15 protein-coding genes are annotated in these 17812 nt (G+C 40.2%); 12 read left to right on the forward strand and 3 right to left on the reverse strand.

All coding sequences use genetic code 11. From position 1 onward, the window contains the following. Positions 1–28 precede the first annotated feature (28 nt). Positions 29–862: a carbohydrate ABC transporter permease gene (locus NG743_RS21560; RefSeq protein ID WP_039203551.1), complete on the forward strand. Its 834-nt coding sequence runs from the start codon at positions 29–31 to the stop codon at positions 860–862. A 301-nt stretch (positions 863–1163) separates the two neighbouring features. After that, a complete protein-coding gene (locus NG743_RS21565) occupies positions 1164–2495 on the forward strand; it encodes a lipid-A-disaccharide synthase-related protein (RefSeq protein ID WP_027401883.1) in 1332 nt (443 codons plus the stop codon). A 77-nt stretch (positions 2496–2572) separates the two neighbouring features. On the opposite strand, the gene NG743_RS21570 is transcribed toward NG743_RS21565, so the two are convergent. Then, positions 2573–3295, reverse strand: coding sequence for a response regulator (locus tag NG743_RS21570; protein WP_027401882.1), 723 nt, complete (start codon positions 3293–3295; stop codon positions 2573–2575). Positions 3296–3935: 640 nt separating this feature from the next. Between NG743_RS21570 and NG743_RS21575 the strand changes: the two genes are divergently transcribed. Genes NG743_RS21575 through NG743_RS21585 form a run of 3 tightly spaced genes read left to right on the forward strand, consistent with a single transcriptional unit; the run spans position 3936 to position 6522 of the window. Continuing rightward, positions 3936–4112, forward strand: a complete 177-nt coding sequence (locus NG743_RS21575; protein WP_257120865.1) for a hypothetical protein — start codon at positions 3936–3938, stop codon at positions 4110–4112. Then, the gene (locus tag NG743_RS21580) at positions 4075–5382 is read left to right on the forward strand and encodes an ATP-binding response regulator (RefSeq protein ID WP_027401881.1); all 1308 of its coding nucleotides are present in this window, start codon (positions 4075–4077) and stop codon (positions 5380–5382) included. Before NG743_RS21575 ends, NG743_RS21580 begins: the two co-directional genes overlap by 38 nt. 18 nt (positions 5383–5400) lie before the next feature. Beyond that, positions 5401–6522, forward strand: a complete 1122-nt coding sequence (locus NG743_RS21585; RefSeq protein ID WP_257120866.1) for a hybrid sensor histidine kinase/response regulator — start codon at positions 5401–5403, stop codon at positions 6520–6522. A gap of 3 nt (positions 6523–6525) precedes the next feature. Here the strand turns inward: NG743_RS21585 and NG743_RS21590 are convergent, their stop codons facing one another. After that, positions 6526–6993, reverse strand: a complete 468-nt coding sequence (locus NG743_RS21590; protein ID WP_039203561.1) for a response regulator — start codon at positions 6991–6993, stop codon at positions 6526–6528. Positions 6994–8484: 1491 nt separating this feature from the next. On the opposite strand from NG743_RS21590, the gene fbp reads away from it, so the two are divergent. The 3 genes from fbp to opcA all read left to right on the forward strand — a co-directional run bounded on the left by fbp (position 8485) and on the right by opcA (position 12917). Continuing rightward, on the forward strand, positions 8485–9522 hold the full coding sequence (fbp, locus tag NG743_RS21595; protein ID WP_027401878.1) for a class 1 fructose-bisphosphatase: 1038 nt from the start codon (positions 8485–8487) through the stop codon (positions 9520–9522). 332 nt (positions 9523–9854) lie between these two features. Continuing rightward, positions 9855–11384 carry a glucose-6-phosphate dehydrogenase gene (gene zwf, locus NG743_RS21600; protein WP_193962693.1) on the forward strand — a complete coding sequence of 510 codons (1530 nt, stop codon included), beginning with the start codon at positions 9855–9857 and terminating at the stop codon, positions 11382–11384. A gap of 159 nt (positions 11385–11543) precedes the next feature. Then, entirely contained in the window at positions 11544–12917 is a 1374-nt protein-coding gene (gene opcA / locus NG743_RS21605) for a glucose-6-phosphate dehydrogenase assembly protein OpcA (RefSeq protein ID WP_193962692.1), read from the forward strand. Between the two features lie 187 nt (positions 12918–13104). Here opcA and NG743_RS21610 read toward each other — a convergent pair whose 3' ends face one another. Beyond that, positions 13105–13479, reverse strand: coding sequence for a hypothetical protein (locus NG743_RS21610; RefSeq protein WP_027401875.1), 375 nt, complete (start codon positions 13477–13479; stop codon positions 13105–13107). A gap of 696 nt (positions 13480–14175) precedes the next feature. Between NG743_RS21610 and NG743_RS21615 the strand changes: the two genes are divergently transcribed. The 4 genes from NG743_RS21615 (at position 14176) to NG743_RS21630 (ending at position 17735) form a co-directional block, all read left to right on the forward strand. Next, positions 14176–15393 carry a type IV pilus twitching motility protein PilT gene (locus NG743_RS21615; protein ID WP_027401874.1) on the forward strand — a complete coding sequence of 406 codons (1218 nt, stop codon included), beginning with the start codon at positions 14176–14178 and terminating at the stop codon, positions 15391–15393. A 34-nt stretch (positions 15394–15427) separates the two neighbouring features. After that, a complete protein-coding gene (locus NG743_RS21620) occupies positions 15428–16198 on the forward strand; it encodes a circadian clock KaiB family protein (RefSeq protein WP_027401873.1) in 771 nt (256 codons plus the stop codon). 72 nt (positions 16199–16270) lie between these two features. Then, positions 16271–16489, forward strand: a complete 219-nt coding sequence (locus NG743_RS21625; RefSeq protein ID WP_027401872.1) for a type II toxin-antitoxin system HicB family antitoxin — start codon at positions 16271–16273, stop codon at positions 16487–16489. Positions 16490–16982: 493 nt separating this feature from the next. Beyond that, complete coding sequence (locus NG743_RS21630; protein WP_027401871.1) at positions 16983–17735, forward strand: MBL fold metallo-hydrolase; 753 nt, start codon at positions 16983–16985, stop codon at positions 17733–17735. The last annotated feature ends 77 nt before the right edge of the window (positions 17736–17812 follow it).

The raw sequence follows: 17812 nt of genomic DNA on the forward strand, positions 1-17812 counted from the left end.
TTCATGTTTAATCATTTTTATCAAGATAATGACTTTTAAAAACTCTCGCACTCAAACCTTAGTTATTTATGGCATACTAGGAGCGATCGCTCTGGTGATGCTATTTCCATTATTATGGCTGATCAGTACAGCCTTAAAATCACCAACGGAAAATATCTGGCAGTCACCACCCCAATTACTACCCAATCAACCAACATTAGAAAACTTCTCCAGAGTTTGGCAATCTCTACCTTTTGGAACTTATTTATACAATAGTATATTAGTATCAGTCTTAACAGTTGGTTTAAATTTGTTATTTTGTTCCTTAGCGGCTTACCCCTTGGCTAGACTATCATTTGTGGGCAGAAATGGAATTTTCATTGCCATTGTGTCCACAATTATGATTCCCTTCCAAATTGTCATGATTCCTTTATATATTTTAACAGTGCAACTAGGATTGCGAAATAGTTACTTAGGGATAATTTTTCCGAGTTTAGCATCTGCTTTTGGTATATTTTTACTCCGACAAGCTTTAATAAGTGTGCCAAAAGAAATTGAGGAAGCGGCTCGCTTAGATGGCAGTTCTGAGTTAGGATTATGGTGGTGCGTAATGCTACCTGCCATTCGCCCAGCCTTAATTACTTTGGCTATCTTTGTTTTTATTGGTGCTTGGAGTGACTTCTTGTGGCCTTTAATTGTCATTCAGGATGAAAGTTTGTATACTCTACCATTGGGGGTAGCTAAGTTAGCGGGAACATTTTCCTTAGATTGGCGGTTAGTGGCTGCTGGTTCAGTAATTTCTATTACTCCAGTGTTAGTATTATTTTTGTTTTTACAAAAATACATCGTCCCTACTGATACGGGGAGTGGAGTCAAGGGCTAAAAATGCAGATAAAAAAATCATCAAGCTTCTGAACCCCGGATATGGCAATCCTGGGAATATGCAAAAGCTATTCTCAACAATTCTACCCCTGACTCCTAGTAGTTAGTCAAATTTATTTTGACGGGTAATGATCGGAAAAAACTTCTCTTCTTCCCTCCCCCACCTCCCCCACCTCCCCTACCTCCCCCACCTCCCCCACCTCCCCTACCTCCCCCACCTCCCCCACCCCCCTACCTCTCTTCTCCCCCTACTTGCCTTCACCCGTCATTTTCGGGTTGACAGACTACTAGTATTTAGAAAAATGATCAATTCTCCATTACAGTTATTAGTTTTAAGCAATGGTCATGGGGAAGATATGATTGCTGTGCGGATTATTCAGGCTTTACAACAATTATCTTCTCCACCGGATATTTTTGCTTTACCAATAGTGGGTGAAGGACGTGCTTATCAAAAAATAGATATTCCTCTGATTGGTAAAGTGCGAACTATGCCTTCCGGTGGTTTTATTTATATGGATAGCCGTGAATTAATGCGTGATGTTGGCGGGGGGTTGGTGCAGTTGACTCTTAATCAAATTCAATCTATCCGCCGTTGGGTAAGTTCACAAACTAAGTTAGGTAATCAAAAGGCTGTTCTCGCTGTGGGGGATATTGTTCCTTTGCTGTTTGCAGCGATGAGTGGTGCTGATTATGCTTTTGTGGGGACGGCTAAATCAGAATATTATGTGCGTGACGCAATGGGATTGTTACCCAGGAAATCAAAGTCCGCATGGTGGGAAAATTTTTCTGGTTCGATTTACCATCCTTGGGAAAGGTGGTTGATGAGTCGTGGTCGTTGTCGGGCGGTGTTTCCTAGAGATTCTCTGACTACGGAAATTCTCAAAAAATGGTCAATTCCCGCTGTAGATGTGGGGAATCCCATGATGGATGGGTTACAGACAAGTTTGACTGCACAACAGTTCTATCGTCCTGATGCTGAACTCGAAGAGGTGATTCGTCCTTTTGTTGTGACTCTTTTGCCCGGTTCTCGTGCGCCGGAAGCTTACAATAATTGGGAAATCATCATGATTGCTGTATCAGCACTGATGGCTAGTTTACGACGACCAGATTCTTTATTTGGGGCTGCGGGGACGATGATTTTTTTAGGGGCGATCGCTCCTGGTCTAGATTGTAGTATTTTATCACAGAGTTTACATATCCAAGGTTGGCGACGGTGTGATCAATCTCCTTTACCAATTTCTGACCCCGATAGCTTGACTTTTCAACAAAAAAATTCTTACTTCATCTTGACCCAACAAGCCTATAATGATTGCCTGTATTTAGGTGATGTGGCGATCGCTATGGCTGGAACAGCAACGGAACAATTCATCGGTTTGGGAAAACCTGCGATCGCTATCCCTGGTAATGGTCCTCAATATAACCCCGGTTTTGCAGAAGCCCAAAGTCGGCTTTTAGGCATATCCCTCACCCTCGTCAACCAACCATCACAAGTTCTCCCAGCTATCCAATCTCTCCTCAAAAATCCTGACATCCTCCATGCGATCGCTGAAAATGGCATTCAACGCATGGGACGTGCAGGTGCAGCACAACGGATTGCAGAATGTTTACAAGTAAGGGTAATGGGTAATGGGTAATGGGTAATTTTCTTATCTCTTATCCATCTCCTGACTGGGCGCAGGCCCTGCGCCCCTACCTCATGACTCCTGACTCCTTAAACCACCAAACCGGAACGTAAAGCCCGAACTGCTGCTTGGGTACGATCATCAGCACAGAGTTTATTTAAAATATTGCGAACATGAGTTTTGACCGTACCTACAGTAATATATAACTTCTCGGCAATTTGTCCATTGCTGCAACCAGCCACAATCAATGCCAGAATTTCCAGTTCCCGTTGGGTGAGGGGGTAAGTTTCTAAAACTTGTTCATATTCTGTTTCTAGGGCTTCAATTTTGACAGTTTTCGGCTTATCAAATGATTGATGATCACCGGGGACACCTTGACGCATTTTCCGTAATACTATATTAGCGATCGCCGGATCAATCCAAGAGTTACCATGAAAAGTTGCTTGTACAGCCTCAATAAATTTATTAACACTTGTATCCTTCATATAATAAGAATCTGCGCCGGCGGCAAAGGCTGCCAAAACCACATTTTCTGAATTATTCATCGTCAAAATCAATATTTTGGTCTGCGATTGTCCTGTTTCCGCCTGATAACGTCTAAACTTGCGCGTCAGTTCAATCCCATCCATGTCGGGTAAACCGATATCTATCACAGCCACATCCGGTTTAGTTGTTTCTAGCAGTTTTAGTCCCAGATTCGCACTAGCTGCCTCACCCACCACCTTAAAACCGCCATGCAACTGCAATTCAGTTTTGAGTCCCATGCGCGTTAAATCATGATCTTCAATTAATAGAATGCTAATGTCACTCATTATTTATTACACCCATGATAATCAGATTACTTCTAAAGGAAGTATTACCAATAGCAAAAAGCTGATTAGTTATTTAAGAATTGTATTTAATTTATCCATCCCTCAGCATATATGATATGTGAAACAATGAACATCTATCAATAGGAATAGTAAATAATTGATTTTTGAATTTTCATAGCTGTAAAAATCTAGCTAAAGATATATAGATATTTCCCGCAAAACAAATGAAATTATTGAGACAAATCAGAAAAATTACAGTTATGGTACTATTACGAAATTTACTATGGATTCAATACAGCAGTTAGCAAATATGCGAGCATTACTATTATCACACTCTGCTATCAGACACCAAAAAAAACTTCTAACCCTGATATCTACGCTAAAAACGTAAGTAGGTGAACACAATAAAACCAAACTGTGTAAAGAAATGTAAAATCACCTAAACCCTCTTGCCTTGCCATAACGACAATTTTCAACGCCAACCTACTTATTTATATGTGTGACGCAAATAATTTTTCACCTGATAATTATTACCAATGCTTAGACAAAAACACTTAAGCCAATGGTACATAATGTTTCCATGCAACTCTCACTAATGGGTGAGGACAGTTCATGAATTACTAATTTACAATCTTTTTAAGTGGATAAAGTATTTCTCTTACCTGGAAATAAATCTGCTCATTCACCAGAAAATCATGTTCATTATTTGTATAATCTAGAAACTGTAAAAACAGAAATGCTGAATATAAATCTGTATTGGACAGCCAGAAGAAAAACCGATGGAAGAGAATCTGAAAATCTTAGTTGTAGACGATGATCAGTCTAATGGCTCAATAGTAAGTCTAGCTCTGACCCAAACAGCTATTAGCATGGAAATTGATGAAGTTAAAGATGGGAATCATGCCTTTTTTGCCCTCATCAATAATCACTATGATTGCGTATTTTTTAACTATCACTTACCAAATCAAGATAGTTTCACATTAATCCATAAATTACAATCTTCAGGGATTAAAGTTCCGCTAGTAATTCTCATAGATGCAGACAATGAACAAATAGCCAGAGAGTTACTAAAATTAGGTGCTAGTGAGTATTTTCTTAAGTCTAGATTATCACCAGAAACCATAGCTCAAATCTTACGCAGTACCATCCGTGTATATCATGCTGAAATGCGGCTAGATTTAGCAAACCAACAGCTTAAAGAAAGTCGTGAACAACTAGTTTTACAGCAAAAAGAATTAACAGCACAACAGCAACATATTAAATATCAAAACTTTAAACTTTTAGAAATATCTAGCTTAAAATCACTATTTTTAGCCACCATATCCCATGAACTAAGAACTCCCATGAATGCAATTATTGGGTTTTCACAAATTCTCTTACGTCCCAAATTTGGTCAGTTGACAAATCAACAACTAGACATGGTAGAGAAAATTCTCAATAATGGCAAAGATCTACTGCTAAAAATTAATGAAATTCTGGATTTTTCTCAACTAGAATCCGGGAAATTAGAACTAAAGCCAGAAATATTGGATTTATCAAAAGTTGTGAGTCATGCAGTTACAAACATTCGTCCCTTAGCTGAAGCCAAAAATTTATCTTTGCTAGTTAAAATAGACCTAGAAAATACATTAGTATTTAATGATGCAGTACGATTACAACAAATTGTCATCAATTTACTTTCCAATGCTGTAAAGTTTACTGAGGCTGGGACTATTTGGGTAGAAATCCAAGAAACAACTCAAAATCAAGTTATAATAACGGTGAAAGATACAGGAATTGGTATTGCTTCTCAAGATTTTCAAAAAATTTTTGCAGCATTTCACCAAATTGATCAAGGTATTGGTCGTAAATATTCAGGTACAGGGTTAGGTTTAGCTATTATTGATTCACTGGTAGACATCATGGGAGGAAAAATAGATATCGAAAGTCAGTTAGGGGTAGGTTCAATATTTAAAATAAAATTACCACGAAAAATAAATTTAGCACCGGATTTAGGGAGTGTGGTCTTTAGTCCTCATCAAAATCCTTTTCATTCTGTACATTCTCCTCATAAAGCTTTAATCAATTATCCCCACTTAAAATTGTAGATTACTAAGAAATTAAATATGTCTAACTTGAAAGAATTCCGAATTTTGTGCGTTGACGATGTCCCAGATAATCTGACTTTAATGCGGACAATCTTAGAAAGCGAAGGCTATGAAATTGATTCAGCAATGGATGGTAAAATAGCCTTAGAAAAAGTCATTAAGTCACCACCGGATTTAATTATCTTAGATGTGATGATGCCAGAAATAAATGGTTATGAAGTTACACAACAGATTCGGAATAATCCTGAAATCAACTATATTCCGATTTTACTACTGACAGCCCGTATTGAAGCCAGCGTAGTTGAAGGTTTAGATATCGGTGCTGATGATTTTCTTCGCAAACCCTTTGAGATTGAAGAATTATTAGCCAGAGTGCGATCGCTCCTAAGATTAAAGCACAGTATTGACGAACAACGCAAAATGACCCTACAGCGAGAAGACTTTGTTTCTCGTCTTACCCATGATTTACGTACTCCCCTAGTAGCTGCTAATCGAGTGCTGAATTTATTTCTGCAAGAAGTCTTTGGACAAATTCCTTCAGAAATGAAACAACCCATTAGTGTAATGATTCGCAGCAATCAAAATCTCCTAGAAATGGTGAATACATTACTAGAAGTTTACCGCTTTGAAGCTGGACAAAAAAATCTCTACTTTGAATCATGCAACTTAACCACAATTGCTACCGAGGTCATAAGTGAATTAGATCCCTTAGCACTGGAAAAAAACTTAACTTTGAAATTAGATACCCATGAATTAAGTCCAACAGACAATAATGGCGGCATAGTTAAAGGCGATCGCTTAGAATTAAGACGAGTATTCCATAACTTAATTGGTAATGCCATCAAATTCACGGATACAGGCAGTATAGAAATCCGCATTTTTGAAACCTTATCCCCAGCTAATCATTGCAGTAGTACCATCATCATCGAAGTTCAAGACACAGGTTATGGCATTGCACCAGAAGATCAAGAAACTATTTTTGAGCGCTTTCGTCAAGGTAAAAATAAAAGATCAGGTAGTGGTTTAGGACTACATCTTTGCAGCCGCATTATTGAAGCACACGGAGGTAAAATAGAACTTTCATCAGAAATCGGTAAAGGCAGCATATTCACAGTCAAACTCCCTAAAATTGCCGCATGATTATTAATGAATCTGTGGCACTTCTAAAACCGAGCATAGCTCAAATTTCCTCCCTAGAAATCGGTAGATAATTGCAGCCAACTCCTCAATCATATAAGGTTTAACGATGTAATCATCAAAACCAGCTTCAAGCATCCGTTTGTTATATTCAGCATCAGTTAAAACCGTCATAGCCACCACAGGAATATGACAAGTTAACGATTCTTGCTTAAGATACCGAATAAAATCTAGTCCATTCATCCCGGGTAAAAAAATATTCAATAAGATTAAATCAGGTTGATGTTCTTTAGCCATAAATACTGTTGTTGAACTTTCTTTTTGACAAATAGACTGACAACCAAGTAACTCAAGGGTATAACTCATCAGCAGTAGACTATCGTCATGATTTTCTACCACTAAAATCAAAGGCTGTTGATGTTGTTGATGTTGTTGCCGTTTCTCATCACTCATGAATGAATGCGCTAGATACATCTCGTCTCCAGAGTCGTTAATGGGGAGTAGTCGTCTTTTTAGGCATAATTAGGCTTACTCGTAAATCCTTATTGGTTATTTATCTCAACCAATGCCAACAGGAAATAAAAATCCAGCTTTAATACCTTTAGCAGATATATTTTGATTATATGCAAAATCGTCAATAAATTTATTTAGAAAAATCAATAAATTCATAACCTCTCATTTCTATCAGAACTGAAGATTATTGTTACCCTGATTATCAGTATTTTAACTAATAACTACTAAATAAACTTGAGACTTAGACAAAGAAAAAATCATCATTCATAGATAGAAAATATTCAACATAATTCTTGCTTTTGACTCCTATTCCTAACTATAGGACTCCGGTTTGATTCTGTGAATTTTCCTGCGTAGGAAGGCAAGAGGATTTGAGAATATGAAGGTGTACCGAGTTTTGAATGGCTACGCCACGCAAGCTATCAAAAATCAAATAAGTAAGTAGGTGAACAGAAAAATTTAAAGGTATGTGAAGAAAAGTAAGTAGGTGAACACAATAAAACCAAACTGTGTAAAGAGATGTAAAACCGCCTAAACCCTCTTCACTCTTGCCTCTTGCCTCTTGCCTTGCCATAACGACAATTTTCAACGCCAACCTACTTAAAATCACTCAAAACTCTCTTCCTGTTCCCTGTTCCCTTGCCCCAAGGACAATTTTTAACGCCCACCTACTTATTTTGAGACACCATCAGCCAAAACCTTGCACTTTTTTGTGATAAAAATCCGCGAAACCCTTATTAATAAATGGTTTTAGCTTTATTTAGCAAGCCCTATATAGGTATAATATTATTTAGTTGACACTCCCCGGTCTAAAGACCTACGGTGTACACACAACCTTACTCACAGCGTGGCATCTAGGTTTGCTTTGGGTACTTATTCAGCAAACCCTATCTAGGAAAAATACAGAAAAACCCAGATCCCCGACTTCTTCAAGAAGTCGGGGATCTTAAAATCAAAATTTCAATTCTTTAGTTTATCTAAAATCACGTCTAAGTTATGAAATTCCCTTTCTAAGATAGAAGCAGCGATGGAAAATCGCCATAAATAACCACGACCTCATAGCCAACTGCTAGGGAAAAACTAATGTCAGTAACCCAGCCCTAAAGGGACTGGGCTTGCAAGAGTAATCGAGCAGTCCGTACTGACCAGACCACCCTGAGTTTACTCTCATGGTAGCCGTTATTTGAGTCACGACACCCACCGAATGCGTTGCCAGTTCCCTGCTCTGTCGCTTGTGATTAAACAGTTCTAAGGTAACAGGAACAGTGTTGCAAGCCCAACAAGCTCTTATAACAGGTCTAGGCTAACATTACCCCAGAAATGGGAGTTGGTTTCCAGATTCCAATCAAAAATCTGGTTTCAATTTTAATATCCACAGCGGTTAAAACCGCTCGTGTCGTTTCCCTCTCAGGGAGCCAAGCCACCCTCGTTTCCCACTTACCGGGTATTCTTATGACTCAAGAATCAGAATCTTTGGATTTGTCCACAGATAAAGCTTTAGATCGTGATTGTACAACATTATCCCGCCACATCCTCCAACAACTACAGAGTTTTGGACCCGATGCCCAGGATTTAAGTGCGCTCATGAACCGCATCGCCTTAGCGGGTAAATTAGTTGCCCGTCGCTTGAGTCGCGCTGGTTTAATGGAAGGAGTTCTCGGATTCACTGGAGAAGTCAACATCCAAGGAGAATCCGTCAAAAAAATGGATGTTTACGCCAACGAAGTATTTATTTCCGTCTTCAACCAAAGCGGCTTAGTCTGTCGTCTCGCTTCCGAAGAAATGGAAAAACCCTACTATATCCCAGAAAACTGCCCCATCGGTCGTTATACCCTACTTTATGACCCCATTGACGGCTCATCCAACACAGATAACAATCTCAGTTTAGGTTCTATCTTTGCCATTCGTCAGCAAGAAGGAACAGATATTGATGGTGAAGCCAAGGATTTGCTTACCAATGGTCGCAAACAATTAGCCGCCGGATATATTCTTTATGGGCCCAGCACCATGCTGGTTTATACAATAGGTACAGGAGTACATTCCTTCATTCTTGATCCTAGCTTGGGTGAATTTATTCTCTGTCAAGAAAATATCAAAATGCCCAATCACGCCGCCACTTATAGCGTTAATGACGGCAACTTCTGGCAATGGGAAGAACCCTTTAGAGAATATATCCGTTATGTTCATCGCACCGAAGGCTATAGTTCCCGTTACAGTGGCGCAATGGTCAGCGATATTCACAGAATTTTATTACAGGGTGGAGTATTTCTGTACCCAGGAACACTACAAAAACCAGAAGGTAAATTACGTTTACTCTATGAAACCGCCCCTTTAGCATTTTTAATTGAACAAGCTGGAGGCGTAGCAACCACAGGAACAATGGATATTTTAGATGTCGTTCCCACCAAACTGCATCAACGCACCCCATTAATTATTGGTAGTAAAGAAAACGTAGCCAAAGTTATGTCTTTTATCAAAACAGGTAATTAGACAAAACCCTGATTAATTAAAAATCAAACTTCATGTTCTAGACTGAACAAATAAAAGAAAAAATAGTCGGTTAAAACCGACTTTAGCTATCAGACAGGGAATTTATTCCCTGGATTCTGGATTCTAAATTCTGGATTCTGAATTCTAATTCTGTACCCCATATACCTGCAACAATCAATCCGTGTCTTTTCTGTGTCATTCATGAACTCTTTAAAAGGCAAAGTCAAGCTATTCTCACCTGTAGAGGGAATTGGGGTAATTGGCAAAGATTAGAACCCCAATCCAAATCCAAATCCCAAATCCCAAATCCCAAATCTAAAATCTAAAATCCTATGGTCAGTTTGTTAGAAAATCCATTGCGTGCCGGTCTACAGCAGCAAGGGATGCCCGAACCACAAATAATTGTCATCTTTGGCGCGTCTGGAGACTTAACTTGGCGGAAGTTAGTCCCAGCATTATACAAATTGCGGAGAGAAAGACGGATTCCCGCAGAAACCACCATTGTGGGCGTAGCCCGTCGGGAATGGAGTCATGAATACTTCCGTGAGCAGATGCAAAAAGGCATGGAAGAAGCTCACGCTAGTGTAGAACTAGGTGAACTGTGGCAAGACTTTTCTCAAGGTTTATTTTACTGTCCTGGGAATATAGACGACCCAACCGGCTACCAAAAACTCAAAACCCTATTAGCCGAACTAGACGAGAAACGGGGAACACGCGGAAACCGGATGTTCTACCTTTCCGTCGCCCCCAACTTCTTCCCCGAAGCTATTAAGCAACTGGGGTTAGGAGGAATGCTAGATGATCCAGAAAAACATCGTTTAGTCATTGAAAAACCCTTTGGACGTGATTTAGCTTCCGCCCAAAACCTCAACCAAGTGGTCCAAAAGTTTTGTAAAGAAAATCAAGTCTATCGGATTGACCACTACTTAGGTAAAGAAACAGTCCAAAACTTGCTGGTTTTCCGCTTTGCTAATGCCATTTTTGAACCTTTGTGGAATCGGCAATTTGTTGACCACGTCCAAATCACCGTAGCCGAAACCGTAGGCGTGGAAGACCGGGCTGGCTATTATGAAAGCGCCGGCGCACTCCGGGATATGTTGCAAAACCACCTCATGCAGCTTTACTGTTTAACGGCAATGGAAGCACCCAACGCTATGGATGCTGATAGTATCCGTACAGAAAAAGTCAAGGTGCTACGAGCTACCCGTTTGGCTGATGTTCATGATTTATCAAAGTCAGCTATTCGAGGTCAGTACAGCGCTGGCTGGATGAAAGGACAACAGGTGGAAGGGTATCGAAATGAACCAGGAGTTAATCCTGAATCCACCACACCCACCTATGTGGCAATGAAGTTTTTAGTAGATAACTGGCGTTGGAAAGGTGTTCCTTTCTACCTGAGAACTGGCAAGCGGATGCCCAAAAAAGTTAGTGAAATTGCCATTCACTTCCGCGAAGTTCCCTCCAGAATGTTCCCCTCTGCATCCCAGCAAGCTAACCCCAACGTTTTGACCATGCGGATACAACCCAATGAAGGGATTTCCCTCCGGTTTGATGTAAAAATGCCCGGTGGTGATTTCCGCACCCGTTCCGTAGATATGGATTTCAGCTATGGTTCTTTTGGGATTTCAGCTACTTCTGATGCCTACGACCGCCTCTTTCTTGATTGTATGATGGGCGACCAAACTTTATTTACAAGAGCAGACGAAGTAGAAGCCGCTTGGCAAGTGGTTACACCTGCTTTATCTGTATGGGATTTACCCGCAGATCCTGCCACTGTCCCTCAGTATGAAGCAGGTACTTGGGAACCAGAAGAGGCAGAATTATTAATTAACCAAGACGGTCGCCGCTGGCGCAGACTGTAGAAATTTTAGATTTTAGATTTTAGATTTTGGATTGGGAATGGATGGGTTGGAAAAGAATTATTACCTATTAATTACTAACCATCACCTAACTTCTAATGCAAAATCTGAAAATCTTAAATCTTAAATCCACAATCCAAAATCCAAAATCCAAAATAGACTATGATTTCCCAAGCACCAACAATTTATTCTTTGCAAGCCCCCAAAGATGTTTCCCTCACCGAAATTGAAGCAGAACTTACTAAAGTTTGGCAAAGTTACGGTATTCAGGGAGAAGACGGTGGTTTACCCGCTGCTACCCGCGCTACAACATTTACTTTGGTGGTTTACGAACCTGAAGAAACCCAGTATTTGTTAACTGCAACAGGTTTTTACAAGGGTCCTATTGATGGCATTCTCGGACCTCAAACTAAAACAGCATTGCAGGAATTACAAAAAAAGCACCATCTCTCAGAAACTGGTAGTGCAACACCAGAAACTCTCACTGCTTTGCGGCAAGAATATTTCCAAAATCAGCACACCGGACCAAATGGAGATAGTCATGGTGCCGCTATGGGCTATACTTTCAGTCCTACGAGTCCCACCATTGCGGACGAAATTGCCATCCGTAACCCCTGCCGGATCATTGCTTTATGTCCTGTGGCTGGGGATGATGAAGGGGTAAAGGCTCAAGTTTCTGCCTATTGCCCAATTCAAAAGCAGTCTTCTAGCACTCTTGTTTGCTGTGAATATATTACCCTCACTGGTACTGCTTGGGCATTAGAACGCATTGGGGGCATGATTCCCGCTTTATTAATCGGTGGTTTACCTAAGTTCCTCTGGTGGAAAGCTACACCGGATGCGGCTAACCCTTTGTTTAAACGATTAGCCGCAGTTTGCAATAATGTCATTGTTGATTCTTGCAACTTTAATACACCAGAAGATGATTTACTCAGTTTGCAAAAGTTAGTAGAATCTGGTGTACCTTTGGCTGATTTGAATTGGCGGCGGTTATCTGCGTGGCAGGAGTTGACAGCACAAGCTTATGATGCGCCTAATCGTCGGGCTGCTCTTAGAGAAATTGATCGTGTCAATATTGATTACGAAAAAGGTAATGCTGCTCAAGCGTTGTTGTATTTAGGTTGGTTAGCTAATCGCTTAGAATGGCAACCAGTTTCCTATAGACAGGAAAACGGTGATTATGACATCACTTCTGTGCAATTCCTGTCTCAAGACCAAAAACACATAGAAGTTGAGTTGGCAGGTGTTCCCATTGCTGATATTGGGGAAATTGTCGGCGATTTAATTGGTTTGCGGTTGAGTTCTACTAATATTCAAGCTAATTGTGGAACTGTGATTTGCTCGGAAACTGGCGGCTGTATGCGAATGGAAACTCATGGTGGCGCTCAGTCGTCTGGTTTGTTCCAACAGGTTACTTCTCTTGCGGAACAAAAGGCAGAGGCTTTGTTAAGTCAACAGGTGCAACGCTGGGGACGTGAGGCTTTATTTGAGGACAGTCTCATTGCAATTGGTAACACGATTAAGTTAGGTAAATAGTTAATGGTAATGGGTAATGGGTAAGTTGTCAGTTGTCAGTTGTCAGTCGTCAGTGGAAAATATTTTCCCCCTGCCCCCTGCCCCCTGCCCCCTGCCCCCTGCTTCTTTCCTGTTCCCTATTTTCAACATTAAAAAACCCGGATGAACCGGGCAGATGTACTATTTGTCAAGTGTTAGCTAATGATAATTATTGGTTGATTTCACAAGTTAAAGGGCAAGCTGCATAAACAGTGGTTTGAGTTTTTTCAGCTTCGTCATGTAACCAATTTAACCATTTTATTTGCTTAGGATGAATACCTTTAGCTGTTAGCACTCCAGCAGCAATTAATACTGCCATGACATTAAACGTTACTAAGCCACCTGCCACAATTAACACGGCACTAGCAGGCATCACGGATTGTAAAACAATAGATAATAAACAACCTACTGTAGCCATTAATACAACCAACGGAAAACCAACAACTAACAAGCACACTGCCAACGTAAATGTCCAGATTAAAAAGCTTCTCATCATTAACAAGGAGTGGGTCCGAACTAGATTAGAGCTTTGAGCCGAAACCATGACTTTTCCTCCCAATACACAGCAAGTTTAAATTTCAGTTGTTTCTCACTCGAAAGCGAATTAACTGATTTTGTTTCAGTGAAATTTAGTATATAAAACCTTGGCTTTAAAATGAGCATTTCTTTACTAAAGTTTACAGTTGATTTTTTCTAGTTATGAATGAGAATTCACATATACCCACAGGTAGGGGAAAGAGTTCTGGTATATGCCTTGAGAAATATGGACTAACGGTAGATGAGAAGCAGATATTGATCCCCGCAATTTGATCGCTCAGATGCTTAACATTTCTTATGGAAAACGATATTATTTCTCATAATTTATCAGGAGGTAATAAAAAATAGGCTGTAGGTAATGGGTAATTCTGAATTTTCCTCGCTTTCACTCCTCTCGCTACCCTTAATTACTTGATATTATTAGTTACTGATATATTACGTAAATCTTACGGAAGAGCAAGGATAATCAGTATGTGTTAAAAAATATGTATATTGGTAAATAACCTACTAAAAAGACTGCATAACAGGGAGCAGGGGGCAGGAGGCAGGGGCAGGAGGCAGGGGGCAGGGGGCAGGGAGCAGGGGGCAGGGGGCAGGGAGCAGGGGGCAGGGGGAAAATATTTTCTACTGACAACTGACAACTGACAACCGACAACTGACAACTGACGAGCAACCAATTACTAATTAACAAAAGTGAAGATATATGACAGAATCACAAACATTTAGAATGCCGCCACCTTTACCAAAAGCAAAAGTACAGCCTCCGGTGGCAAATTTAGAAATGAACGCACCAGCCCCACCAATAATTACTACACCACCACCAATATTTTCCAATTCTAATGGGTTAACGAATGAACCTGTAGGACGTACCTTAGCGCAGCTTGTTCAGGAAGCCTTTGATGAGGGTTACTCTGATATTCACTTGGGAGTGGGTGAAATTCCCCGCTTCCGCAGCCGAGGGGAAATTCTGACAACAAGTTATCCCGAAGTTGATAAACTGACTTTTATGCGTTGGTTGCGGGAGATTCTCTCTGATTCTGAAATTCAAAGGTTTCAAGAACATTTAGAATTTGATGGGGCGACTCAGTACGATTTTGCCCGTGTGCGGATTAATGTGTTTGATTCGCTGCGTGGTTATGCAATGGTACTGCGGTTAATTCCTCTCAAAATTCTATCTATGGAGCAGTTGCGCCTACCACCAGTGTTTAGAGATATTTGTCATCATCACAAGGGTTTAGTTTTGGTGACAGGTCCTACTGGTTCGGGTAAGTCTACGACAATGGCAGCGATGGTTGATTATATCAATCGGGAGATGGCTAAACATATTATTACGATTGAGGACCCGGTGGAATTTGTCCACCAAAGCCGTAAGTCTTTGGTTAAACAGCGGGAGGTGGGAATGCACACTCGCAAGTTTGATAATGCTTTGAAAGCAGCTTTGCGGGAAGATCCAGATTTAATTCTGGTGGGGGAAATGCGGGATAAGGAAACCGTGAATACGGCACTGAAGGCGGCACAAACAGGTCACTTGGTGATGGGAACTCTGCACACAAATAGTGCGGTAAAAACTATTGAACGGATTCTCAATTTATATTCGGGTGAAGAACAGGAAGCTATGCGGATAGCGGTTGCGGAATCTTTAGTAGCGGTGATTGCTCAAGGCTTGTGCCGAACTACAGATGGTAAACGGGCGGCTTTCCACGATATTCTCATTAATACTGAGGCTGTTAAGGAATGGGTGAAGGATGGCAAGTATGATGAGATTGCGGAGTTAATGAAACAAGCTGGTTTTGATGGCATGGTGACAATGAATCAGTCATTGCTCGATCTTTACCAAGAAGGTCGGATTACCGAGGAAACGGCGCTAGAAATGTCGCCAACTCCTAACGAAATGGCTCAATTCCTCCGAGGTCGTGTTTAATTGGTAATGGGTAATGACCAATGACCAATGACTAATGACTAAGTTGAATGTAAACAAACTTTCTAAACCCCAGTTGTTCAAGGGTATTGCCTTGTTTACGCCTGGGGGGGATTTAATGTATTGTATTGACCCTAATAAGCAAGGACGATGGCATTTAAATTTATGTGCGGCTTTGCAAGAAATTCTTGATTTACCGGAGCCGCCACATTTTTTAGTTCCTTGCTATACTGCAACTATTGATCACTGGTTAAATCCTCGGACTCAACAAGTGCAAATTTTTGCTGAAGCCTATCCTGCGGTGATTAGGCATCAGGCTGTGTTGAATGCGATTTTTGGGACGGGGGATTTGGTGTGGCAATCAGCACCTTGGCAGGATGGTTTGTGCGATCGCTTGGTATTATCAACTTATCGGTCGACATTTCCTCAGCTTTGGCAAGATCATGATTTAATTGTGCGGTTAGATTTGGCTGATTCTCCCTCGCAATACCAGCCACCAGTTGTCAATAGACAACCTGTGCTACAAAATATTCAAGGACCTCCAGGCTTTGTTTTGCGTTTGTTTGTTGCTGGTCATAGTGCGACTACAGAAAAAATTTTACAGAACTTGCACGAATCCTTAGAGCGATCGCTAGGATATCCTTATACTCTCAAAGTTATTGATGTCCTCACAAATCCAGAACAGGCAGAAATAGATCAAGTTTCTGCTACTCCTACTTTAGTTAAGGTTTGGCCCCATCCAATTCGGCGGATGGTTGGTAATTTAGATAACATGGATAAATTATTACAAATGTTAGCAGGACAATAGACAACCAGTGACAAAGAATGTATAAACTCAAAAAAAAGTTATAATTTATAGAATACTCTTGATTAATGTCTTATGCTAACTACATACACCGCAAAATATACCAAAATAAATAGTGGATATATGGGACAATTGATTGAATGGCAAGAAGTCATTACTGAGGGAGAAACACTAGAAATGTGCAGAACTATGTTACAAGATGCACTCAAAGAAATGATTCTTGCCTATCATCAACAAAATAAAGAAATTCCCACAGAAAACTCTTTACTGGAACAAATTCCTGTAGAAGTTTGATTATGTCAGTAAAACGAAAAGATTTAATTAAGTATTTGGAAGAAAATGGATTTTATTTATTGCGGGAAGGTGGCAATCATTCTATTTATACTAAGAGGATGTTTTAAAAGTATTAGATGAAACCGATAATCTCCAAAAACCTAACCCCCCTGCCCCCTTCCCTACGAGGGAAGGGGGTTTTCAAAGCCTCTCCCCGCTTCGGGGAGAGGTTTGGAGAGGGGTCTGTTCATACATTAAAAACTTTTCAAACACCATCTAAAGCCATAGGAATAGAGATAGCGCGACCTAGTAGTCTGTCAAGAACTAATTGACGGGTAAATAAATTTTTCCTCTTCCTTCTTCCTTCGCGCTCTTTGCGTCCTAATGCCTACGGCATGCTCCGCGAACGTGGTTCATTTCTTCTTTATCCGTCAAAATTTATTTGACAGACTACTAGTAATCGTTATTTACGAAGTTTGATCTTTAATATTAAAAATAAGGAATTTCTGTGATTATGAACCTTACTTGGTTAGATAGTAATAGTTGGTTAATTGAAATTGGTGAACAGCGGATACTAATTGACCCTTGGTTAATTGGTGATTTAACCTTTAATAATTTAGATTGGTTATTTAAAGGTTCTCGTTCTCAGGATCGGTCAATACCAGATAATATAAATTTAATTTTGCTTTCTCAAGGTTTAGAAGATCATGCACACCCACCCACCCTAAAGCAGCTTAACAAAAATATCCCAGTTGTCGCTTCCCCCAATGCTGCCAAAGTTGTCAAACAACTGGGTTATCAACAAATAATTAGCCTCAATCATGGCGAAACCTTTACCTTAAATCAGCAAGTAGAAATCAAAGCTTTTCCTGGTTCTCCCATTGGACCAACCCTATTAGAAAACGGCTATCTGCTTAAAGATTTAGTAAATAATTCCACACTGTATTATGAACCTCATGGCTATCATTCCCCTCAACTCAAAGAAATAGCGCCCATTGACGTAGTAATCACTCCAATCATTGATTTGAGCTTACCCTTACTCGGTCCGATTATTAAAGGAATGAATAGCGCCCTAGAAGTAGCAAAATCCGTAAAACCTCAATTTATCCTCCCTACCGCAGCCGGAGGGGATATTTTGTTTGCAGGAATATTAGTAAAATTCCTGCAAGAAAAGGGAACTGTGGCAGAATTTCGCACATTGCTAGAGAAAAACCATTTAACAACCCAGGTAATTGCCCCTAAACCCGGTGAAAAAGTTATGGTTTAATTGAAACCAATGATAGTTTGAGGATGTTATAATCTGCGATTTAAAGGCTTGATGTAAATATATCTACATCAAGTTTT

Source organism: Dolichospermum heterosporum TAC447 (assembly GCF_024584745.1).
GTDB classification, from domain to species: Bacteria; Cyanobacteriota; Cyanobacteriia; order Cyanobacteriales; family Nostocaceae; genus Dolichospermum; species Dolichospermum heterosporum.